General features: G+C 53.4%; 19 protein-coding genes and 1 riboswitch. Of the genes, 4 read left to right on the forward strand and 15 right to left on the reverse strand.

Annotation, left to right across the window (positions count from 1 at the left end):
- Positions 1-62 precede the first annotated feature (62 nt).
- The 15 genes from P156_RS0109700 to P156_RS13615 form a co-directional block, all read right to left on the reverse strand.
- Positions 63-962 (reverse strand): MerR family transcriptional regulator, encoded by a 900-nt coding sequence (locus P156_RS0109700; RefSeq protein WP_027869940.1) that lies wholly within the window; start codon positions 960-962, stop codon positions 63-65.
- Positions 963-982: 20 nt separating this feature from the next.
- Positions 983-1,321, reverse strand: a complete 339-nt coding sequence (locus tag P156_RS0109705) for a multidrug efflux SMR transporter (protein ID WP_027869941.1) — start codon at positions 1,319-1,321, stop codon at positions 983-985.
- Between the two features lie 19 nt (positions 1,322-1,340).
- Entirely contained in the window at positions 1,341-1,661 is a 321-nt protein-coding gene (locus P156_RS0109710) for a multidrug efflux SMR transporter (RefSeq protein ID WP_034802510.1), read from the reverse strand.
- Between the two features lie 229 nt (positions 1,662-1,890).
- Positions 1,891-2,490 carry a nucleoside triphosphate pyrophosphatase gene (locus P156_RS0109715; RefSeq protein ID WP_051600889.1) on the reverse strand — a complete coding sequence of 200 codons (600 nt, stop codon included), beginning with the start codon at positions 2,488-2,490 and terminating at the stop codon, positions 1,891-1,893.
- A 60-nt stretch (positions 2,491-2,550) separates the two neighbouring features.
- A complete protein-coding gene (locus P156_RS0109720) occupies positions 2,551-2,925 on the reverse strand; it encodes a metal-dependent transcriptional regulator (RefSeq protein WP_027869944.1) in 375 nt (124 codons plus the stop codon).
- A gap of 60 nt (positions 2,926-2,985) precedes the next feature.
- Positions 2,986-6,627 (reverse strand): efflux RND transporter permease subunit, encoded by a 3,642-nt coding sequence (locus P156_RS0109725; protein WP_027869945.1) that lies wholly within the window; start codon positions 6,625-6,627, stop codon positions 2,986-2,988.
- Positions 6,628-6,705: 78 nt separating this feature from the next.
- Positions 6,706-7,515 carry a hypothetical protein gene (locus tag P156_RS12965; RefSeq protein WP_027869946.1) on the reverse strand — a complete coding sequence of 270 codons (810 nt, stop codon included), beginning with the start codon at positions 7,513-7,515 and terminating at the stop codon, positions 6,706-6,708.
- A gap of 768 nt (positions 7,516-8,283) precedes the next feature.
- The gene (gene lpdA, locus P156_RS0109740; RefSeq protein ID WP_027869947.1) at positions 8,284-9,672 is read right to left on the reverse strand and encodes a dihydrolipoyl dehydrogenase; all 1,389 of its coding nucleotides are present in this window, start codon (positions 9,670-9,672) and stop codon (positions 8,284-8,286) included.
- Positions 9,673-10,683, reverse strand: a complete 1,011-nt coding sequence (locus P156_RS0109745) for a lipoate--protein ligase (RefSeq protein WP_027869948.1) — start codon at positions 10,681-10,683, stop codon at positions 9,673-9,675. It lies immediately after the preceding gene.
- Positions 10,684-10,686: 3 nt separating this feature from the next.
- On the reverse strand, positions 10,687-12,126 hold the full coding sequence (gene gcvPB, locus P156_RS0109750) for an aminomethyl-transferring glycine dehydrogenase subunit GcvPB (protein ID WP_027869949.1): 1,440 nt from the start codon (positions 12,124-12,126) through the stop codon (positions 10,687-10,689).
- A 3-nt stretch (positions 12,127-12,129) separates the two neighbouring features.
- Positions 12,130-13,458: an aminomethyl-transferring glycine dehydrogenase subunit GcvPA gene (gene gcvPA, locus P156_RS0109755; RefSeq protein ID WP_027869950.1), complete on the reverse strand. Its 1,329-nt coding sequence runs from the start codon at positions 13,456-13,458 to the stop codon at positions 12,130-12,132.
- 34 nt (positions 13,459-13,492) lie between these two features.
- Complete coding sequence (gene gcvH / locus P156_RS0109760; protein ID WP_034802514.1) at positions 13,493-13,864, reverse strand: glycine cleavage system protein GcvH; 372 nt, start codon at positions 13,862-13,864, stop codon at positions 13,493-13,495.
- 74 nt (positions 13,865-13,938) lie between these two features.
- On the reverse strand, positions 13,939-15,039 hold the full coding sequence (gene gcvT, locus P156_RS0109765; RefSeq protein WP_027869952.1) for a glycine cleavage system aminomethyltransferase GcvT: 1,101 nt from the start codon (positions 15,037-15,039) through the stop codon (positions 13,939-13,941).
- A gap of 130 nt (positions 15,040-15,169) precedes the next feature.
- Positions 15,170-15,260, reverse strand: a riboswitch (glycine riboswitch).
- A 158-nt stretch (positions 15,261-15,418) separates the two neighbouring features.
- The gene (locus P156_RS13610; RefSeq protein WP_369770559.1) at positions 15,419-16,357 is read right to left on the reverse strand and encodes an IS3 family transposase; all 939 of its coding nucleotides are present in this window, start codon (positions 16,355-16,357) and stop codon (positions 15,419-15,421) included.
- Positions 16,261-16,827 (reverse strand): helix-turn-helix domain-containing protein, encoded by a 567-nt coding sequence (locus tag P156_RS13615; RefSeq protein ID WP_027869954.1) that lies wholly within the window; start codon positions 16,825-16,827, stop codon positions 16,261-16,263. The genes P156_RS13610 and P156_RS13615 overlap by 97 nt, the downstream gene beginning before the upstream one ends.
- 149 nt (positions 16,828-16,976) lie before the next feature.
- Between P156_RS13615 and P156_RS0109780 the strand changes: the two genes are divergently transcribed.
- From P156_RS0109780 to P156_RS0109795, 4 genes are all read left to right on the forward strand, one after another.
- A complete protein-coding gene (locus P156_RS0109780) occupies positions 16,977-17,726 on the forward strand; it encodes an exodeoxyribonuclease III (protein ID WP_027869955.1) in 750 nt (249 codons plus the stop codon).
- Positions 17,723-18,673 (forward strand): metallophosphoesterase, encoded by a 951-nt coding sequence (locus P156_RS0109785; protein ID WP_051600890.1) that lies wholly within the window; start codon positions 17,723-17,725, stop codon positions 18,671-18,673. The genes P156_RS0109780 and P156_RS0109785 overlap by 4 nt, the downstream gene beginning before the upstream one ends.
- A gap of 523 nt (positions 18,674-19,196) precedes the next feature.
- On the forward strand, positions 19,197-19,760 hold the full coding sequence (locus P156_RS13415) for a YdbC family protein (RefSeq protein WP_185752203.1): 564 nt from the start codon (positions 19,197-19,199) through the stop codon (positions 19,758-19,760).
- Positions 19,761-19,886: 126 nt separating this feature from the next.
- Positions 19,887-21,563 carry a nucleoside kinase gene (locus P156_RS0109795; protein WP_027869957.1) on the forward strand — a complete coding sequence of 559 codons (1,677 nt, stop codon included), beginning with the start codon at positions 19,887-19,889 and terminating at the stop codon, positions 21,561-21,563.
- The last annotated feature ends 4 nt before the right edge of the window (positions 21,564-21,567 follow it).

The following is a 21,567-nucleotide window of genomic DNA, read 5'->3' on the forward strand; positions in this document are numbered from 1 at the left end:
GGCTGCCCAGAATGAAGTGGCAGCCTCTTTCAATAGGTGCGCCCCGCGGTGTAGAGCGCTTCTCAATGATCGTTCTTTGCCTGCTCTTCCAGATAATTGAAGGGATCAGGATCGGCATCCAGGGGCAGGAGGATCTCTGTGATATACTCCGTGGGGTCATCAGAGGTGTAGATATCGATGACATATCGCTCGTAACAGTCCCCACGCAGCGGCAGCTGGTGGGATTCGGCCCACTTTACTGCGCGACGATAGGTTTCCGGGATACGAAGCAGCTCTCCGATGTGGTAGGCGGAGACCGCCAGGAAGCCAGGAATCTTTCGGATGTTCTTACTTTCAGTCTGTGAAGGGGCTGGATAATATTCCTGGAGCAGGGTGACCGCTGTGGTGCGCATATCGACTCGGCTGAGGAGGTCGCGGTTGTATAGGATATAGGAGCCGCCAACGTCGATCATGGCGTGTCCATTCTGCTTGGCCATGGTATAATGCTTTGTCTCCAGATTGGCCTGTGCGTAAGGATCGTCTACATCCAGATAATCTTCCAGGAACATGTAGTTCCGGGTGGGAATGTGTTTTAGGGTGAAGTTGTCCTGCCCTAGCAGGCGTACACGTTTTCCTTCACAAAGCAATCCATACCAGCCCTTCAGACTTTCCAGACGATTGCGGTAGAAGTCGATCTCAGCCAGAGTCTTTTGGATCTGGTCCCGAAAGACCTCCTCGTAATCATCCAAATCGTTGGTGTTCAGCAGCTTGCCGGCCTGATCCAGCGAAAACCCCTCCTCGAGGAAGTAGCGGATGACCCGAACCCGCCGCAGGGTCTCCATGGTGTAGTACCGGTAGCCGCCTTCGGATAGGTGGTCAGGAGAGATCAATCCCTTGATCTCATAGAACCGGAGGGTACGCCGGGAGACATCACAGATCTCAGCAGCCTGTCCTATGGAATACAGTTGATCATTGTCAATCATGATAGTCTCCTTCTGTTTACTTATTCTTCCGCCGCACCAAAGAGATCCATCCCCACTACGCCGATGGTGATCATGACAAGCCCGATGATATCAGGGATGGTCAGGGGGAGGCGGAACCAGAACACCGAAACGATGGCCAGAAAGACGATGCCCACGCCAGACCAGACCGCATAGGCGATGCCCAGATTGATCTCCTTCAACGAGAAGCCGAAGAACACCGCGCTGAGAGAGTAGATCAGGAAACAGACCACGGAGGGCAGAAGTACCGTAAACCCTTCGGTGTAACTGATCAGGAAGTTTCCGATAAGTTCCAGCAATACAGCGATCAGAAACAGGATCTTTGCTTTTGGTTTTTTCATTTTCTTTGCTCCTTCCCTACTACATAGACCCGAACAGGTGGATGATGACGCAGGCGGCCAGGATCAGAAACATACAGAACACGCCGATCTTGGTCATCTTCTGATGAAATACCACCGAAGAGATCAGGCTGGACAGGATGATGCCCACCCCGCAGAAGATAGCATAGGCGATACTGATGTTGATAGTCAGGATGGAACGGGAAAGGAGTACATAACTGATGGCAAATATAAGTACGCCACCGATACCATATCCGATTTTTTTCATTCCATCACTGGCTGTCAGGAGAGAAGATCCTGCCACACAGGCAATCATAGCCAGACCGAGAAAAGCATACCCCATGGGGAACCTCCATTTTCGTTGAAATTGCAATGGTTTATGGTTGCAGTATGAAGGGTGACACAGGGTACGAGTCAAGAAGAAGTGTTCAAAAAAACAGGTAGTGCAGACACTTTTTTTGACTTTTTATGGGGTACTATGGGACCTCGGGAATCGCTAGAATCGCTTGTTTTCCCAAAAAGCCGTACGTAGGGTTAGAGTTTGGTCATAAAATGACAAAAAAGAGAGGCTGTCACAGCCTCTCGATTTCTTTTACCATATGTTCGTAGGGCAGACCCACCACGTTCTCGTAGTCGCCCTCGATGTGGTCGATGTACTCGCCGAAAGTGCCCTGGATGGCGTAACCACCGGCTTTGTCGTAGGGTTCATCGGTGGATACGTAGGCCAGGATCTCCTCGTGGCTTACATCGTTGCAGTATACTTCTGTAATATCCCGAAAGACTCGCTTGTTCTCGTTGCCCGCCTCTATAAGCGCTACGCCGGTAATGACCTGATGCGTGGTGCCTCGGATAGCATCAATCATGGCGTAGGCCTCCGCCTGGTTCGCAGGCTTTCCAAGGATTTTGTCCTTGTAGACGATGGTGTCTGAGGCGATGATCAGGCTGCCGGAGAGCTCCGGGTGTTCTGTCTCGATATACAAAGCCTTCTTTAGCGCAAGGAACATGGGCACTTCTCGGGGATCCATTCCGGTGGGAATGGTCTCATCGATGTCCGCCGGAAGGATCCGTGGTTCTACACCGTGAGCGCGCAGGATGTCCAGGCGTCGGGGGGATTGAGAGGCCAGGATGACGGCGGGGAAGTCTTTCAGTGTTCTGCTTGTTCTTTCATTCATAGTCAATTCCTCAGTAATGTGTCAAAAAGAACCGTCCCTTTTGACACACTTTTGGCACACTTATTTCTGGCATACTCGCTGCCAGGTCTCGCGGATCCGATCGAAGGTCTCGTCGCTGACATCGTGCTCGATCTCGCAGGCGTCTTTCATGGCTGTATCAGGGTTAACGCCTAAGTAGACCAGTAGATCGGAGAAAATCCTGTGTCGTTCGTAAATCTTGGCGGCGACGGACATGCCGGTCGGTGTCAGGGTGATCATGCCATCGCGCTCCATGGTGATATGTCCGCTTTCCCGCAGGTGCTTGGTGGCGTAGGAAACACTGGGTTTGGTTACGCCCAGGTGCTCGGCGATATCGATAGAGCGGATGTAGCCCTTCTGCTCCTTCAGGATCAGCATGGTCTCCAGATAATCTTCCGCGGATTTCTTGATTGCCATTTCGGTTCCTCCTAAATACATTCTGTACACCATGTGGTGATAGTAGTGTGGTGTAGTCTTCTACAGGGTGCTCTCGTCTCCAAGATCCACAACCTTCAGTTCCTTCCTGCGGAAGAGCAGGTCGTAGAGGATCGGTACAATGAAGAGCGTCATAAACGTTGCGTAGAGCAGTCCGCCGATGACGACCACGGCCATTCCCTGACTCATCTCCGCACCGGGATCTCGGCTGAGAGCGATGGCAGACATGGACAAAACCGTGGTGAAGGCGGTCATCAGGATCGGACGCATTCTGTTCTGTCCGGCCTGAATCAGGGCGGCGCGCTTTTCCATGCCAGCGCGCCGGAGCTGGTTGACGTAGTCGATGAAAACGATGCCGTTGTTGACGATGACACCGGACAACATCAGGAATCCCATCATGGATACCATGGAGAGTTCCATCCCGGCGATCATCAGGGCCAGGAATCCGCCGGTGAAAGCCAGCGGGATGGTGAACATGATGATGAAAGGGGCCAGGAAGCCAGCGAACTGCGCCACCATGATCAGGTAGATCAGGATCACGGCCACCAGCATCATCAGGAGCATGTCACGGACCATCTTGGATACGTCTTCCGTCTCTCCGCCTATGCTTATATTATACCCCTCGGGGACGTCCATTGCATCTATTTTTTTCTGTAGTTTGCGGGAGAGGAGAGTGGTGTTGTAGCCTTCCACTGTCTCTGCTGTCACCGTGATTCTCTTGGAACCGTTATGGTGGGAAATGGAGGCAAGGCTGTCCCTCTCTGTAAAGTCCGCAAACTTTCCAAGTCTGTATTTCTTTGTGGTAGTGGTGCCGTCCGCCTTGGTTTTCTGGGCCTCGATCTTGAAATCCAGAAGGTTCTTTCGGGTGAGAGGCTGGCGGGTGTCTTTCAGCACCACGTCCATGTCGTTGTCCTTCAGGGAGATGGTGGTTGCAGTCTTATCCTCGGTAAGCTTTGTGCTCAGAGCCTGATAGATCTGCGCAACCGTGAGACCACAGCGCATGGCCGCGTCCTCGTCTATGTGGAGTACCAGTTCCCTTGAGGCGGCCTCCTGGCCGTTCTCCACCTTGCGGAATCCATTTTCCTTCTCGACAATGGCCATCACATCCTTACTCAGCGCGAGGAGCTTGTTCTCGTCATCGCCGGTAATGTCCACAGACAGGCCCTGACTCATGACAGAGGAGGTATCCATGTTGCTCTCCGCCACCTGGAAATCCTCGCATCCCGCCTTCTCCATGATCTTGCGTATCTTTCCGGCAATCTCAGAATTGCGGTGAGCGGCCTCTTCCTTCAGGAGGATTAAGGCGGTGTAATTGGCGTTGTCTGTCTCGCCCATGCCCAGGTTGGCTGTCTGGACAGCACCTACTGTCTTTACCCCATCGATGGCGCGCACCTCGCGGGAGAGCTCATCCATGAGCTTGTAGTTCTCCTCGTCGGTGCTCTCCTTGTCCGCGGTAAAGGACATGGACATCTGGTCGCTGCCGATGGAAGGCATGAGCACGATGCCGGTGGTGAATACTTTGCCCGCACAAAGCACAAGCAACACCACAGCCACCAATAGTGGAAGCCATTTCCGTTTCAGGCAGAAGGACAGGGCACCTGCGTATTTCTCCTGGAGCTTGTTGAGGAACCGGTGATCCTTCTCCTGGCTGCCCCGCATCAGGGTAGAGGAGAGGGCAGGGACGACGGTCAGGGCGATCACCAGGCTGGCCAGAAGGCTGAGGCTGATGGTGAAGCACATGTCCTCCAGAAGATCCCTGCTCAGACCATCGGTGAACAGGATGGGGAGAAAGACGCAAATGGTGGTCAGGGTGGAGGCGGCGATGGCACCTGCCACCTGATTGGCCCCTGCGACAGCAGCCCGGGCTGCTGATTCTCCCCGGTTGCGCATACGGTATATATTCTCCATCACCACAATGGAATTGTCGACAAGCATGCCGATGCCCAGCGCCAGCCCCGACAGAGACAGGACGTTGAGAGTGATGCCTGCGAAATACATGATCAGCAAAGAGGCAATGACGGACAGCGGAATGGACAATGCCACCACCGCTGTTGGCCGTATATCTCTCAAGAAGAGGAACAGCACGATAATGGCCAGAATCGCCCCATAAAGAAGGTTCTTGAATACGGAAGTAGTCACCAGGTCGATGTAGTCTCCCTGATCCATCAACGTAAGAAACCGCAAGCTCTTGTCCTTCTGGTGCATGTCACGCAAAGCCGCTTCCACGGACTGGGAGACTGAAGCAGTGCCGGCAGAACTGGTCTTGAAGACTGACAGGATCACAGCGTCCTGGCCGTTGACCTTGGCGTAGGTCTCTCCAGCGTTGTTGGCGATCTTTACGTCGGCTACGTCGTACACATGAATATCCCCCACCTTATCGATATGGGTGAGGACCAGGCTTTCCAGCTCATTCTGAGAGGAGAGGTTATTGTCGATGCGCAACAGGTATTCGTTGCTACCCTTGCCGATCGATCCTGCCGGCATGGAGAAATTCTGCGCGCTAAGAATCCCGGACAGGGTGTCCAGGGAAAGGAGTTGATTGGCGTTGGCGGCCTTCAGTGCCTTCTTGCGGCTTTTCTCCAGGGATTTGTAGCCATCCTTGATCTCCTGTCGGCTGCTCTTCAGACTGCTCTCCGCCTGGGCCATCTGCGCATTTCCGCTGCCGAAGGCGGCGGCTGCGCTGAGTTTGCCTTCCTCAACCTTGCTGTAGTTCTCTGTAGCCTGTGAGACCTGGTTATTGACCATGTTCAGAGCCTGCTCTGCGGCAGCCTGTTCGGTCTTCAGGTTGTTTAGTTCCTCCTGGATGGCCTTGGTACGATCGTTCGTAAGGCCGATTTTCTGATAGAGGCCCAGCTCCGCGTTCAAAGCACCCTGATAGGCCTTTATCGAATCCAGTTGGCTCTGATACGCTGACTGGGTAGACAAAGCCTGGTTCATGAGCTTGGTGTACGTGGCCATCCGCTTGCTCGTCTTCTTTTGTTGTTTCTTGAGCTTCTTCTTGCTCTTCTTGAGTTTCTTCTCGGCCTTGTCCAGCTTGCTGCTTGCCTCGTCCAGATCCGCCTGGGCGTCGTCGAACTCCGCAGCCACCTTGTCATGGATCCGCTGGTTGACTTGATCTACCTTGTGTTGGTTCAACTTGATCTGAAGCTGTTCCTTGATCATGCCGGCGCTCTGGACGCTGGCCACACCATCCTGCCGTTTCAGCGTTGGGATGACTGAGTCCTCCACGTACTTCGTGAGTTTGACGCTGTCATAGCCTTTCTTGTCAACGCTCAGGTAGGTCACAGGCATCATGTCCATGGAGATCTCCATGATGATGGGCTTGCCGGCATTCTCCGGCAGCTCCAGCTGGTTGACCGCCGAAGTGACCTTCACCATGGCTCCATCCATATCTGTGCCGTGTTCAAATTCCAGCATCACCTGGCTCATGTTGTTTGCTGACAGACTGGACACGTTCTTGATGCCGCTGATGGTGGACACCGCATCCTCCATGGGATCAGTGATCTCGGTCTCTGCCTTTTGAGGAGAGGCTCCCGGATCCGGCGTCATGATCACCATATAAGGGAGCTCCATATCAGGCAAAAAATCCGTGGTCATCCGGGTAAATCCTGTGATGCCAAGGACGATGAGTGCCAGCACGGCGACCAGTATGAAATAAGGCTTTTTTACACTAAACTTGGGCATGGGAAACTCCTCGCATAATTATGGACATTGTAACATAATATGGAAGGAGTTACAATAACAGAGTGATCGAAAGGGCGCTTAGAAATACTGCGCGAGGAGATCCGTCACCGCCTGTGGGGTCAGCGGAGTCTGCTTTGTCTCAAAAGTGAAGATCAGATCGACTCCGATGGTGTAGCCCGCCTGCAAATAAAGCGACAGTCGCGGCACAAAACTGCCCATCACGTAGTCCGGGTCGTCCATCCTCCCGCAGTGTTCATGGATGATCTCTATATATTTACGGATGCACAAAGACTCAAAGTCCGGCGCTATCCATCTTCCGGCCACCTTCCGCAGTGCTTCATAGACATAGGGAATGCCTGCGTCCGAATACCCGTCGGCACACAGCACCTCTGATTTGGAGCGCACCAGCCAGCCATCTCTGGAGCGGTATTTCTTGCCTTCAGGGTTCTTGTCCGAGAATCTCCGTGGCTTGTTCTGCCAGGTGTTGATATCAATGACGCCCATCTGGTCGTACACGAAGGGTGGCTGAAGCTGGTAGGCCTGTGGAAGCTCCTCAGGGAAGAAATTGGGATCGATATCGGAAATGTTCCTCCGAAAAGTATCCAGTGAGCAAAGGGACTGGGAGGCTTTGTCCGCAGCCTTGTGGAAGTATTGGCATGCAGCCACATACTGTACCTCCCAGTTCTTCTGGAAGCTTCCGCAATAATGAGGTTTTCCCCCGTATTCCTTGGGATTGATGATCCGATAGTAGCGTTGATCTTCTCTGACCTCACAGATCAAAGACTCATGACGATACAAGGATAGTTGCTTTTGTCCTTCCATTGCTCGTTCGTACATTGATGTAAAATAGTCGTTCAGATATTCCAGGGCACCTTCAAGATTTGTCATAATTCCTTCCTTTCTCTTACACCCCCTGTGGAATCTGACACCCCCTTCACCGGGCAGCAGTGATCGTAGCCTGATGATTAATCGGATTATAACGCTGTTCTATGGGGAAGTACAGTGAAGATTGTGTGATTATTTTGATCTTCCGTGGCTCTCCGGAGGCGTAGATTGTCTGGAAAGTGTTCTATGTGGTCTGCGTGGTCTGGGATGTGGATGTGTTCCGTATGGCCTGGGATGTGGATGTGGACCGCGTGGTCTGGGATATGGATGTGGATAAAATGGCCATTTCAGGCTCGAAATATCCACAATGTATGATACGGATATTTATAAATGGGGAATACTGGTAATTATTGAAGAGGGAGATCTGATTTTCAGGTTGTGAAGAGGGGATGGAGGGACAAAGCATTGTGTGGACAGGGCCTGTCTGGCATGACCCTGCCGTGACGAGTGAGTATAAATTGTGGGATATTGGAATCAAACCTAGTTATTGAAAATTAGATGGCGGCTGGTGTGGATAATAAGGGGGTAAAACACGGAAAATATCCATCTGCGTATTCCGGAGGTGGTTCGCAGAATACAAGATAGTGAATATATATTCACATCTATTCGTCCAAGGTGAACAGAAACTGATTCGGGGAAACAGGAGCAGGGCGTAAAAAAGGCGGCCGTCACGTTTCATTGTGACGGCCGCCTGAGCAACCTCGCTTTCGCTTCGGGCTGTTCTGACTGAGGACCTACCGACCATTTGCTTCGCAAATGGGGTTAGGTCTCTCATTTCAGGGCTTCCCCGATCCCCTCACTGAAGGTAGGGTGGGGGTAAATGGTCCGAGCCATGTCCTCCAGAGTGAGGCCACAGACAATGGCCTGGGAGAACTGGCTGATCATATCCGTTGCGCGGGCGCACATCATCTGAGCGCCCAGGACTTTGTGCGAGTCTTTGTCGGCGATGATCTTGATGAAGCCGCGCTCCTGCAGGGACAGCACGGACTTGCCATTGGCTCCCATGGAGTATTTCTTGGAGACCACGGGGATGCCGGCTTCCTTCGCTTCGTCGGCGCTCATGCCGACGCTGGCGATCTCTGGATCCGTGTAAATGCAGGAGGGGATCGTCTTTACATCGCAGGGTGCCGGGGCATCGTTCATGTGGGCAATGGCGCAGCGTCCTTCTGCGGTAGCCACATGAGCCAGCTGGATTCCACCGATCACATCACCAATGGCGTAGATGCCAGGGACGCTGGTCTGGTAGTTCTCGTTTACCACCACCATGCCGCGGTTCATCTCCATGCCTGCCACATCAGGAGATGTTGCGTCACTGAAGAGACCGGCGGTATTGGCGCGGCGTCCGATGGACATCAGCACCAGATCCGCAGTGGCTTCGCAAATCTCGTCCTTCTCTTTGTAGCAGCAGGTGACCTGTTCCCCGGCCTCCTTGATCTCCGTTACCATGGCATCCGTGTGAATATCGATACCGCGGGATTTTTTCAGGATCTGTGTCAGGCTGCGGCTGATCTCCTTGTCCAGGTTGGCGATGATGCGGGGCAGGGCCTCAATGATTGTGACTTCCACACCTAGGGAACTGAACACAGAGGCGAACTCACAACCGATGACACCGCCGCCGATGACGATCAGGCTCTTGATAGGGTGATCTAGTTCCAGCATCTCATCGCTGGTGAAGACCTTGGGACTGTTCGCACCAGGGATGGGCGGCACAGAGGGGACCGAACCGGTGGCGATCAGGATATGCTCTGCTTCCAAAGATTCCGAAGATCCATCCGAAAGCGCCACATCGACGCGGCCTTTATCCACGATGGTTCCCAGGCCGCGATAGACCTTCACCTTGTTTTTCTTCATGAGTCCCGTTACACCGGTAACAAGTTGGTCTACCACCTCGTCCTTCCGGGCGTGCAGTCTGGACATATCAATGCCCCCGTCGCCTACCGCGGTCAGGCCCAGCGCCTCACCATGCAGCTTCAACTCCCGGTACAACTCTGCGGAGTGGAGCAGCGCCTTGGTAGGGATGCAACCACGGTTCAGGCAGGTGCCGCCAAGTTCCCGGTTCTCCACAAGCGCCACCTTCATCTTGTATTCTGCAGCGGCCTCTGCGGCAGCCTCATAGCCGCCCGGTCCGCCGCCGATGACGATCAGATCATATTTTTCCATTTATATTTTCTCCTTTATCAAGTCGATGAGGTTCTGGCGGATAGCCTGTGTCGCGGCCTCATCTGTGATATCCGTGGCCAAAGCCATGTTCGCCACTGCCTCCGTCAGCACACCGGCATCGTATCGCTTGCCGGTCAGTGCCTGGCACAAAGCCGACTCCAGCCGGTCGTCCATTGCGTCCGTTCGGACTGTCAGATGTTCGATTAGGCCGCTCTTCACAGAGAATTGCAGAGCGATCCCGCCCCAGTCGAAACGATCTTCCATCTCATAAGTGAAGGGGATGGGGCGACCCAGCCGGAAGTCCCAGCTTTTGAATTTTGCTGTAAGAGCATCGATTTCTGCCGTGGGCAGAGACGCATCGTCTAATTGCGATGCTTCCAGGCCATACTCTGTTGAGAAAGCGTGCAGTAGAGCATCCGCCAGCATGTCCACCGTCAACTCCGGTTTCGATTCCGAAAGGCCGATCACCCGGGCGCGGACCGAGTCCACCCCCTTGGAGGCCAGCTTCCGCTTGTCTACATTCAGGTAGCGGCCCATCTTCGCAGGATCCACGTTCACCAGAAGGGTTCCATGGTGGTAGCAGTAGGGGCCGCTTCGATAGAATGCGTTGCCGGAGACCTTCCGGCCCCCTACAGTGATGTCATTGCGGCCGGTCTTCTCTGCGGGGATCCCCAGGGCGTTCAGCGCCCGCAGGATCACCCCAAGCTGCCTGTCTACGTCGTAATCCGGCTTCTGCACACAGAAGGTGAAGTTCAGGTTGCCGGCATCATGGTACACAGCGCCTCCACCAGAGAGGCGGCGGACAAGATATCCGCCGCCTTCCTCAAGCTCATTTACTTTGCATTCTTTCCAGGCGTCCTGATTCTTTCCAATGACCACCGTGTGGTGGTTTTGCCAGAGGAAGAGGATCACTTCGCCGGGTGCAGTGTGTGTCGTCAGGTATTCTTCGATTGCCAGATTTCGGTAGGGCCAGGTGTTGTTGGTCCGCAGCCATCTGAGCTTTCTTACCATAGACTAGTCCTCCCAGACGTAACGCACCACAGGTTTACGGGCTGCGCCCACCTCGTCCGGACGTCCGATGACGGTGTTATGCGGCGCGGTGTGAAGGACTTCCGCATCCTTCTCCGCCTGCGCATAGATCTCCAGCATGGCGTCGATGAACTCGTCCATGACTTCCTTTGGCTCTGTCTCGCAAGGCTCTACCATCAAAGCCTCGTGGACGATGAGCGGGAAGTACATTGTGGGTGGATGGAAGCCGTAGTCCAGAAGTCCCTTGGCCACATCCAGTGCTGATACGCCGGTCCTGTGCTTCAGCTCGCCAACATCGATGACAAACTCGTGCATACAGGTGGTGTCATAAGCCATCTCGAATTTCTGTGCCAGTTTCACACGCATGTAGTTGGCGTTCAGCACTGCGTTGGCAGACGCCTCAGGGATGCCTTCCTTGCCCAGTGTCAGCATATAGGTCAGTGCACGTACGATGACCAGGAAGTTGCCATGGAACTGCTTGACAGCACCCATGGTCTTCTCACCGACTGCGTAGTGGAATCCGTCTTCAGCATTCCCTTCAATGTGGAAGCCGGGCAGGAATTTCGCCAGGAAATCCTTGCAGCCCACAGGTCCCGAACCCGGGCCGCCGCCGCCGTGAGGTGTGGAGAAGGTCTTGTGAAGGTTCACATGGACACAGTCAAATCCCATGTCTCCGGGGCGAGCCTGTCCCATGACTGCGTTCAGGTTGGCGCCGTCATAGTAGCACAGTCCGCCTGCCTCGTGGACGATCTTGGTGATCTCCAGGATGTTCTTGTCGAAGATACCGACGGTATTCGGATTGGTGAGCATCAGGCCCGCCGTATCTTCGCCTACTGCTGCCCGCAGGGCATCCAGATCGACACATCCGTCTTCTGCGGAGTCGATGCTGACCACATCATATCCGCACATAGCCGCGCTGGCAGGATTGGTGCCGTGGGCAGAATCCGGTACGATGATCTTGGTTCTCTTGGTGTCCCCACGATCCATGTGATAGGATTTGATCAGTAGCAAGCCGGTAAACTCACCGTGGGCACCGGCAGCCGGCTGCAGGGTGAATGCGTCCATGCCGCAGATCTCTTCCAGCATGTCCTCCGCCATCTTCATGACTTCCATGGAGCCCTGAACATCCTTCTCATTCTGCAGAGGATGTACACGCTTAAAGCCCTTCTGAGCAGCGGCGTCCTCGTTGATCTTGGGGTTGTATTTCATGGTGCAGGATCCCAGCGGGTAGAAGCCGTTGTTCACGCCGTGGGTGCGTCCTGCCAGTGCTGTGTAGTGCCGGCTGATCTCGTTCTCCGAGACCTGCGGCAGGTGCAGCTTGCTCTGACGGACATAGCCTTCCGGAAGTGTTGTCTCCGGAACATCGCAGGCCGGCAGGAGAGAGAGGCCTCTGCCTTCGGCGCCGAGTTCAAATATAAGTTTCATCTCCTACGCCTCCTTTCCCATGCACTTGGCCGCGATTGCGACAAGCTTGTCCATATCTTCCTTGGTATTCAGCTCGGTGGCGCACCAAAGGACGACGTTCTCTGTGAGGGGCAGTCCGCCCAGGATGCCTTCCTCGGCCAGCGCGTCCATCAGCGCGGTTGCGCCGCAGGGGCACTCGGTGACGAACTCGTTGAAGAAGTCATGCTGGTACAAAGCCTTGTATCCAGCCTTCTCCAGAGCATCCGCCAGATAATGTGCCTTGGCCATGCTTTGTTTGGCTGCCTCAGCCATTCCCTCAGCACCCATAGCCGCCATATAGACGGAAGCAGTGAGGCAGCAGAGATCCTGGTTGGAGCAGATGTTGGAACTTGCTTTCTCACGGCGGATGTGCTGCTCTCTGGCCTGCAGAGTCAGCACGTACGCCCGGTTGCCATCATCGTCTGCGGTCTCGCCCACGATCCTGCCCGGAAGCTTACGCATCATCTTGCTGTTGGTGGCCATGAATCCTACATAGGGGCCGCCGTATGCGATGGGCATGCCAAGAGGCTGTCCGTCACCAACGGCGATGTCCGCGCCTACCTCGGCAGGGGTCTTGGTGATGGCCAGTGTGATGGGGTTCACACCCATAACGAACTTGGCACCTGCTCCGTGGACGATTTCAGCGATGGCTTCGCAGTCCTCGAAGTTGCCGTAGAAATTAGGCTGCTGGACATAGAAGCAGGCTGCGGAAGGATCCGCCTCCAGAGCTTCCTTCAGTTCGTCCAGGTTGGTCAGACCGTCAACGGCGGAGATGACCTTCAGCTCGGTATTGCTGCCGAAGCAGTATGTCTTCATGACCTGGATCACGCCCGGATGGGTGGTCTCAGAGACGTAAGCGACCTTGCGCTTTCTGTCCTGGCACATGGGGATACTCTCTGCTGCGGCGGTGGCTCCGTCATAGTGGGATGCGTTGGAAACATCCATACCGGTGAGCTCGCAGATCATGGTCTGAAACTCAAAGATCGACTGCAGGATACCCTGGCTGATCTCCGCCTGGTATGGGGTGTAAGCGGTGAGGAATTCCTCCTTGCTGACCACGCTGCCCACGATGGACGGGATGTAGTGATTGTAAGCACCTGCACCCCGGAAGATGGAGTCATAGACTTTGTTTTTGCCGGCCAGGGCTTCCATCAGACGAGCCACTTCCATCTCGCTCTTACCGGAGGGGAGGTTCAGTTCTTTTACTTTGACTTCCTCCGGGATGCAGGAGAACATGTCATCGAAGCTGGCGTAACCGGCTTCCTTCAGCATGGCCTCCCGCTCTTTCAATGTATTAGGTACATATGAGCCCATAGTATTCACCTCTTTTTCTGAAAAGGTTCTTCGGTTACTCAGCAGAAGCTTCGTCACAGTATGCCTTGTAGGCATCCTCGTCCATCAGGTCATCTGCCTGTTCACTGATGTTCTCGACCTTGATAAACCATGCGCCGTAAGCGTCCTCATTGATCTTCTCAGGAGCATCCAGCAGTTCCTCGTTGACCTCTGCTACGGTGCCGGTGACCGGGGAATAGATGTCGGAGACAGCCTTAACGGACTCAACGTCAGCAAATACTTCGCCAGCCTCGACCTCATCGCCAACCTCGGGCAGGTTTACGAATACCAGGCCGCCCAGTTCACTCTGTGCGAAATCGGAAATTCCGATGGTTGCTGTAGTGTCGTCGATCATGTCTACCCATTCGTGTGATTTTGCGAATAACATTGTGATTACCTCCAAAATAATAAAAATTACCACTTATCCCGGGCCGCAGCCGCAGCCCGAGGACGTATACATAACTACTGTTCTCTCTGATAGAACATGGCTTTGACCATCTTGGCCTTGACTCTTCTGCCTCTGACGTCTACCTCGACCTCATCGCCCAGATTGCGCTCATCCGATTCCACCAGAGCGACGGCCATGGCTTTCTTCAGGTACGGGCACATAGTACCGGATGTGGTCACACCGATCTTCTTGTCGCCCTTGTAGACGTCCATGTGCTCGCGGATGATGCCGCGGCCGATGACCTCCAGGCCGACCTTCTTGCGTGCCGGCGGTGTCTTGGCCTCGATCGCTGCCTTACCGATGAAATCATCCTTATCCATCTTGACAAACATGGACAGCAGAGCTTCCTTCGGGGTGATGGTGTCGTCCATCTCGTGGCCATACAGTGGCATACCAGCCTCCAGTCGCAGGGTGTCTCTGGCGCCCAGTCCACAGGGGATCAGGCCCTCGTCAGCACCTGCTTCCATCAGAGCTTCCCAGATCTTCGGGGCATCCTCCCACGGCATGTAGATCTCGACGCCTTCTTCTCCGGTGTACCCGGTGGTGGAGATCATGACGTTGCTGCCGCACAAATCTACATTGTATGTAGCAGCATAGTATTCTGCGGGGATGTCTGCCTCTTTCACCAGCTTCTTCAGGATCGTCATGGCTTTGGGTCCCTGCAGGGCAATCTGGCCGACCTGGGCAGAGATGTCCTCGATGGTCACATCACCGGACTGATGGTCACAGATCCACTTGTAATCCTTGTCCTTGTTGGCTGCGTTAACCACAAGCAGGAAGAACTGGTCGTTGACCTTGTAGCCGATCAGGTCATCTACAACGCCGCCCTCCTCGTTGCACATGGGGGAATAGCGAGCCTGCCCATCCGCCATACCGCTGTAATCATTGGTCAGCAGCATATTCAGGTTCTTCTCGGCATCCGGACCCTTGACCAGGATTTCACCCATGTGGGAAACATCGAACATACCGGCCTTGGTTCTGACCGCCATATGTTCCTCGATAACGCCAGCCTTGTACTGTACAGGCATTTCATAGCCTGCGAAAGGTACGATCTTGCCGCCGTACTTGACGTGTGTGTCGAACAGTGAAGTTCTCTTCAGCTTTTCATCAGACATAAAACCTACCTCCATCTTCTGTGCACTCTGTCAAAAACCAATTACAGGGCACACGAACATAACTCGTGTGCCCTGTCCGTTTACCTGAAAGATTTGATCCTCGTCGGTGCGCATACGCTCTCCAGGGAACTGTCAGAGATCGGTCCTTTTGCCTGAGAGTTTAACACCTTGCGCCCCTTCGGCGCCGCCTCCAATGTGGCGGTCTCTCCCGGTCTCCTCGTCCAGTTTCTTACTTTAATATGATACCACGATTTTGAGGGAGGGGCAATATATTGATTGTATTTTCTGAAAAAGAAAAAGATGTTCAAAAAAGGGCCAAATGGTGAGGTGACCCCCAAAAGTTAGACTTTTGCTCCAGTGAGAAATCGCTGGAGTTTTTCTATGCAGCTAATATCTCTTCCCGGTACTCAACTGGACTCCGGTATCCAAGAGATGCTTTGCTGCGCTTTTGGTTGTAGTAACGTATGTATTTGTCTATCGCATCTTTGAGTTCATCGAAGCTTCTGTATACCTGACCATAGTACATCTCCTGCTTCATGATCCCAAAGAAGTTTTCCATGGGTGAGTTGTCGTAGCAGTTGCCTTTGCGAGACATGCTTTGAAAGATCCTGTTCTTCTTCAGTTCATAGCGATAAGCATTCATCTGGTATGCCCAGCCACGGTCAGAGTGAAATGTGCGTCTGAACTTGCAATCGCTTGTTACATCGATTGCCTCATTCAAGGCCGTCATTATGCTCTGCGCAGATGGACGATCTGAAATGCCATAACTCAGGATCTCCAGATTCCACATATCCATGAATGGATCAAGATAAAACTTCTTGATGGATACTCTGCCTTTGTCATCCGGCTCATAGTACTTGAACTCTGTCGTATCCGTAGTGATCTTCTGATGAGGAATGTTAGTGTTGAATCTTCTGTTCACTCTGTTTGGAGCGATCCTTCCTACGACACCCTTGTATGTACTGAACCTGCGGCTCTTCCTGGTGAATGAGGTGACCTGCATGCCATACTTCTGGACTATGCGATGGACGCGCTTCTTGTTTACCTTGATGCCATGCTTCCGAAGCTCTCCATAGATTCGACGATAGCCATAGTTCTTATGCTTTTCTCTGATATCTCTCATGATCTGAAGAAGCTCAGCATCCGGATCCTCGCGATCAAATCGCTTCTGCCAGTACATATACGTGGCTTTTGGAAGTCCTGCTGCTGCGAGAATGTCCTTTAATTTGAATTCTCCTCGGAGGCTGTGGACGATTCTCGCAGTTCGTTCAGAAGATCTTCCTCCTCTAAACGCAGCCTCCTCGATTCTTTTAAAAATGCATTCTCGATCCGAAGTCTAAGGTTCTCCTCCTGCAATTGCTTAAGAAGTTCCTTCTGCTCTTCCGAATCACCTTCTTTGATCTCGCGGATGACTTTCTCTTTATCCATTGTTCGTTTTCGACCTTTCTTTTTAGGCTTCAGGGCTTCAGGTCCAGCAGCACGATAGTTATTGACCCATTGGGTAATTAATGTGCTATTTGTCATTCCTACTTGGCTCGCAAGAGTCTGGTAAGAGAGTTCACTTGATAAATACAATTCTACTACATGAAGCTTGAATTCGAAAGTGTATTTCTGCTTCTGCCTGCTTCTTCTAAGACCGTCATCCCCAAAATGACGATAGTTTGAAACCCATCTCTGAATAAGTGATCGTGTGAGACTGTATTTTTGGCTAAGATAATTACAGCCTCCTTGTCCACTTAGGTATTCATCCACAACTATGCGTTTAAACTCATAACTATACTTTGCCATAACAAAACTGACCTCCTCCAGTTAGATTCTTGGTCTAACTTTTGGGGGTCAGTTCATGGCGATACATCTCGTTTCTTTGATCGATGCGGCTTGCTGATGACCTTACTCCCGTGCTATACTATGAAAAAGAAAAAAAGCGGAGGAGACCAATGAGACTGATATCGTGGAATGTAAACGGACTTCGGGCCTGCCTGGGCAAGGGGTTTGAGGATATAGCACGCGGGTTGGATGCGGATTTCTTCTGTATCCAGGAAACGAAGATGCAGGAGGGACAGGCCACGGTGGATCTGCCCGGATACCGGCAGTTTTTCTGTAGCGCTGAGAAGAAAGGATATTCAGGAACGGCCATCTTTGCTAAGGAGGAGCCGATTTCGGTACAGTACAACTTTGGGGAGCATACAGATGAAGGACGGGGGATCATCCTGGAGTATCCAGCGTTCTATCTGGTGAACGTGTATGTGCCCAACGCGCAGCCGGAACTGAAACGGCTTGTTTATCGCATGAAATGGGAGGACGACTTCCGAGGCTTTGTGCAGGAACTCGACTCTCGTAAGCCGGTGATCATCTGCGGCGACATGAACGTGGCGCATCAGGAGATCGATCTGAAGAACCCGAAGCCTAACCGGGGGAAGGCCGGATTCTCCGATGAGGAAAGGGGCAAGATGACCGAGCTTCTGGGAGCGGGATTTACGGACACTTTCCGCTATCTCTATCCCGATGTGACCGGTGTCTACAGCTGGTGGTCCTACCGGTTTAACGCCCGGAAGAACAACGCGGGATGGCGCATCGACTACTTCCTGGTCAGCGACCGTCTGCGGGATAACATCAAAGAAGCGAAGATTCATACGGACATCCTGGGCAGCGATCACTGCCCGGTAGAGCTGGAGGTAAAACTATGACCAAGAAAAGACTGATCCTTGCTGGCGGTACGGCGCTGTTGGCGGCGTGTGTAGCCGCGAAGACCGCCCAGCACCTGGCTGAGGGGAACAAAGCCATTCAGATCACGGAGTACATCTGCCGGTCGGAACGCGTCCCGGAAGGGTTCGATGGATTCCGGATCGTGAATGTATCAGATCTGCAGAGCGAGTATTTTGGTGTCATGCAGGCGGATCTGATAGAGAAGGTTAAACTGGCAGAGCCGGATATCATCGTGATCACTGGTGACCTTGTGGACCGGAATCACACAGACTTCATGGCGGCCATGAAAGCGGTGAGCGGCCTGCTGAAGATCGCGCCGGTCTACTATGTGAACGGGAACCATGAGGTGCGTCTTTCGGAGACCAGAATGCAGCCTTTCTACGCGGAACTGCGGCAGATGGGGGTGAAGGTGCTCCTGGACGAGTCAGTCATCGTGATCCGAGGCGGAGAGCACATCAACGTGGTGGGACTTTCGGAGTACAGTATTTACGGGGCAAGAGCTCTGGCGGAAGGCACGGAGGAGTGGACTCCAGGAAACGTGATCACGGATTTCCTTGATACCCTGCACAGTGAGGGAACGGAAGTGGAACGAGAGGAGGTAGCACGCAAGGTGAAGGAACTGTGCGATGCGACCGACGACGGATTTACCCTGCTGTTGGCCCATGAGCCCCAGCTGGTAGAATCTTATGCGGCGGGAGCACCGGATGTGGTGATGTGCGGCCATGCACACGGCGGACAGTTTCGGACGCCGGGGGGACAGGGACTGTTCTCTCCGAATCAGGGAGCCTTTCCGCGCTACACGGCGGGGCTGCATCCCTGTGGGGACGGCGTCATGCTAGTGAGCCGGGGGCTGGGAAACAGCACATTCCCGCTTCGGCTGAACAATCCGCCAGAGGTCACCGTGATGACACTGCTTCGGAAAGGGTGATTGATAACGAGCGCCAGATATCCCCCGCCTCTATAGGCGGCGGACTACACTTTTCCGGGGTGAGAGGGTTTTTGTAGTAGGTTTGAGGGGTGACCTGCTACAAAAACAGCGCATATAGCGGTTATTGTAGCAGGTAATAGCAATTAATTACCAGTATATTCAATATTATGGAAGCCGATGGCGTCAAACGACTACAAAATCTGGAGTTTAGCAAGGCTTTGTAGTCGTTTGCTGCGAAAACTACTACAAAAACACCGTTCTGCTTGGAAAGTGTAGTCGCATCGCCGCAGAACCTACTACAGAATATCACTCAAGTGCTTTTTTTGTAGTCTCGCGACTGGGCGCCCGTTTGACCATCCGAATAGACTGACATTTACCATTGAAATTTCAACGTCCTAAGGGAAAAGACTTTCTTTTCTCTCCGGGCGTTTTTTTGTGGAAAAAGCATTGACGTTCTAAGGTAAAGTTGTTAGTATATGCCCCACACCGGCAAAAGGAAGGATTGGCGAAAGGAGATGAAAGTATGCCAACGATCAACGGAAGAAACGGAAGAATCGAGTATGAGTTCAGAGAGAGACTGGGAACGATCCCCTCGGGCACGGATGCCTGGGACAAGCAACTGAACCTGATCTGCTGGAACAAGAAGGAACCAGCCAAGTTCGACATCCGGGGCTGGTCTCCGGAGGGGGACCGTATGACCAAGGGGATAACGTTGTACGAGAATGAGATGCGGGATGTAGTGAGGCTCTACCTGATATGGAAAGAGCAGAAGGAGAAGGGAATCGACGGTAAAGTGGCGGATCTGGCGGCTAGAGAGGCCGCCCTTCGGGAAGAAGAAGCGCGCCTGGCTGCAGAGAAGCGTGCTTTTGAGCAGCAGATTTCCGGAGAATATGCGCCGGCGGAGCAGGAGAGGGACGCTGAGGAGACGGAGCAGTCTGCCGCGAAGCACGATCAGAGCGTTCAGAATGCTCGGAGCACTCGAGAAGATCCCGCGGAGGAAATGCTCTATGAGAGCGAATCTGCCACATCTAAAGTGGCCGAGGAGTCGGAGCACTATGCGGCTGCGGAAGAGGAGGTGCCGTTCTGACTCAGACGGGAGAGGGACCGCTGTGAGGATGCGGCGGTCCCGACCTATGTATTGTAATCGGGAAGGGGATTTGGTATAATGAGGGTGTTTAATGCCCAGGACTTACCAATCAGCAAGGAGATACCTATGATCAAGATCAACCTGAAGATAGAACCACGCGGCGAATACCGAGAGATGGAGGTGGCGCCGGGCACCACGATCGAGGCCTTGTACAAGCAGGTACAGGATGAGATGCCCTACACGGCACTGATGGCCAGACTGGACAACCAGTATGCGTCGCTGCTGCATGTTCTGGAGGAGGATAACGACGGCAGCTATGTGGATCTGCTGGATATGCGTACCCATGTGGCGGATCACGCCTATCAGAGTACTCTGGTGATGATCACGCTGGTGGCTTTGAAGAACGTGCTGCCAGAGGCCAAGGTGGTCGTAGACAATTCCCTCAACCGAGGCCTGTATCTTTCTATCAACAAGGATGGACAACCTACAGAGGAAGAGGCTGCTCAGGTGCAGGCAGAGATGAGGAGGCTGGTGGATGCAGATATGCCGATCCTGCGTCACATGGTGGACACAGATGTGTACATTCGCTCTGCAGAGAAACTGGGACGCACGGGGAAGGCCAGACTACTCAGGCAGTTCCCAGAGCAGAAGTCGCATATGGTCTACGAGCTGGACGGATATATCGATTATGTATTTGGGCCAATGGCACCTTCTACGGGATATATCCAGTACTTTGAATTCATTCCGTACAAGTACGGTGCTCTGGTGCGGTTCCCGCTGCCGAAGGAACCGGACAGGCTGCCGGAGAGGGTGGACCAACAGAAACTCTACAATGCTTTCGGCAAGCGGAAGATATGGGATCGCATTCTCGGTATCGAGTATGCGGCCGGGCTGAATGAGCGCATTGCGGACGGTAGTTATCGGGAACTGATCCTTCTGTCGGAGGCACTCCACGAGAAAGAGATCGTGGAGATCGCAAGCGCCATCAAACAACAGAAGAAACGTATCGTCCTCATCGCAGGACCATCCTCCAGCGGCAAGACCACCTTTGCCAAGCGCCTCTGTATCCAGCTGAAGGTGCTGGGACTGGATCCGCTGTATATGGGCACGGATGATTACTTTGTGGAGCGGAAGGATACGCCTTTGGACGAGCACGGCGAGCCGGACTACGAGAACCTGGAGGCCATCGACCTGGAACTGTTCAACCGCAACATGAACGACCTTCTGGCAGGTAAGGAGGTGGATCTGCCTACCTTTGATTTCATGGAAGGGAAGAAAGTCTTTGGCAAACGGCTCACCAAGCTGAACTCCAACCAGATGCTGGTGATCGAGGGGATTCACGCGTTGAATGAGGCAATGACCTCTCAGATCCCCAGGGCGCACAAGTACAAGGTCTATATCAGCCCATTGACCCAGCTGAATATCGATGAGAACACCCGGGTGCCGACCACGGATGAGCGCATGCTCCGCCGGATGGTACGAGACTACCAGTTCCGTGGACACAGTGCGGCAGATACCATTCGGGACTGGCCAAAGGTGCGGGCCGGGGAGGACAGGAATATCTTCCCCTTCAGCGAGGAGGCGGACGTGCTGTTCAACTCCTACTATGACTATGAGATCGCGGTGCTGAAGAAATACGCAGAGCCGCTGCTTCAGGAGATCCGTCCGGACCAGCCGGAGTATGCGGAGGCCATGCGGATCCTCAAGTTCTTTGAGCCCATCAAGATCATCGAGGATGACAGTCAGATCGCCAACAATTCGATCCTGCGGGAATTCATCGGCGGGAGCGTTTTTGTGGAATAGACAT

The organism is Eubacterium sp. AB3007 (assembly GCF_000688015.1).
In the GTDB taxonomy this organism is placed as follows: domain Bacteria; phylum Bacillota; class Clostridia; order Peptostreptococcales; family Anaerovoracaceae; genus Aminicella.

Bases quoted from the DNA above. Each gene is read 5' to 3' on its own strand.
- P156_RS0109700 (WP_027869940.1), bottom strand. From the start codon at position 962: ATGATTGACAATGATCAACTGTATTCCATAGGACAGGCTGCTGAGATC.
- P156_RS0109705 (WP_027869941.1), bottom strand. From the start codon at position 1,321: ATGAAAAAACCAAAAGCAAAGATCCTGTTTCTGATCGCTGTATTGCTG.
- P156_RS0109710 (WP_034802510.1), bottom strand. From the start codon at position 1,661: ATGGGGTATGCTTTTCTCGGTCTGGCTATGATTGCCTGTGTGGCAGGA.
- P156_RS0109715 (WP_051600889.1), bottom strand. From the start codon at position 2,490: ATGAATGAAAGAACAAGCAGAACACTGAAAGACTTCCCCGCCGTCATC.
- P156_RS0109720 (WP_027869944.1), bottom strand. From the start codon at position 2,925: ATGGCAATCAAGAAATCCGCGGAAGATTATCTGGAGACCATGCTGATC.
- P156_RS0109725 (WP_027869945.1), bottom strand. From the start codon at position 6,627: ATGCCCAAGTTTAGTGTAAAAAAGCCTTATTTCATACTGGTCGCCGTG.
- P156_RS12965 (WP_027869946.1), bottom strand. From the start codon at position 7,515: ATGACAAATCTTGAAGGTGCCCTGGAATATCTGAACGACTATTTTACA.
- lpdA (WP_027869947.1), bottom strand. From the start codon at position 9,672: ATGGAAAAATATGATCTGATCGTCATCGGCGGCGGACCGGGCGGCTAT.
- P156_RS0109745 (WP_027869948.1), bottom strand. From the start codon at position 10,683: ATGGTAAGAAAGCTCAGATGGCTGCGGACCAACAACACCTGGCCCTAC.
- gcvPB (WP_027869949.1), bottom strand. From the start codon at position 12,126: ATGAAACTTATATTTGAACTCGGCGCCGAAGGCAGAGGCCTCTCTCTC.
- gcvPA (WP_027869950.1), bottom strand. From the start codon at position 13,458: ATGGGCTCATATGTACCTAATACATTGAAAGAGCGGGAGGCCATGCTG.
- gcvH (WP_034802514.1), bottom strand. From the start codon at position 13,864: ATGTTATTCGCAAAATCACACGAATGGGTAGACATGATCGACGACACT.
- gcvT (WP_027869952.1), bottom strand. From the start codon at position 15,039: ATGTCTGATGAAAAGCTGAAGAGAACTTCACTGTTCGACACACACGTC.
- P156_RS13615 (WP_027869954.1), bottom strand. From the start codon at position 16,827: ATGGCAAAGTATAGTTATGAGTTTAAACGCATAGTTGTGGATGAATAC.
- P156_RS0109780 (WP_027869955.1), top strand. From the start codon at position 16,977: ATGAGACTGATATCGTGGAATGTAAACGGACTTCGGGCCTGCCTGGGC.
- P156_RS0109785 (WP_051600890.1), top strand. From the start codon at position 17,723: ATGACCAAGAAAAGACTGATCCTTGCTGGCGGTACGGCGCTGTTGGCG.
- P156_RS13415 (WP_185752203.1), top strand. From the start codon at position 19,197: ATGCCAACGATCAACGGAAGAAACGGAAGAATCGAGTATGAGTTCAGA.
- P156_RS0109795 (WP_027869957.1), top strand. From the start codon at position 19,887: ATGATCAAGATCAACCTGAAGATAGAACCACGCGGCGAATACCGAGAG.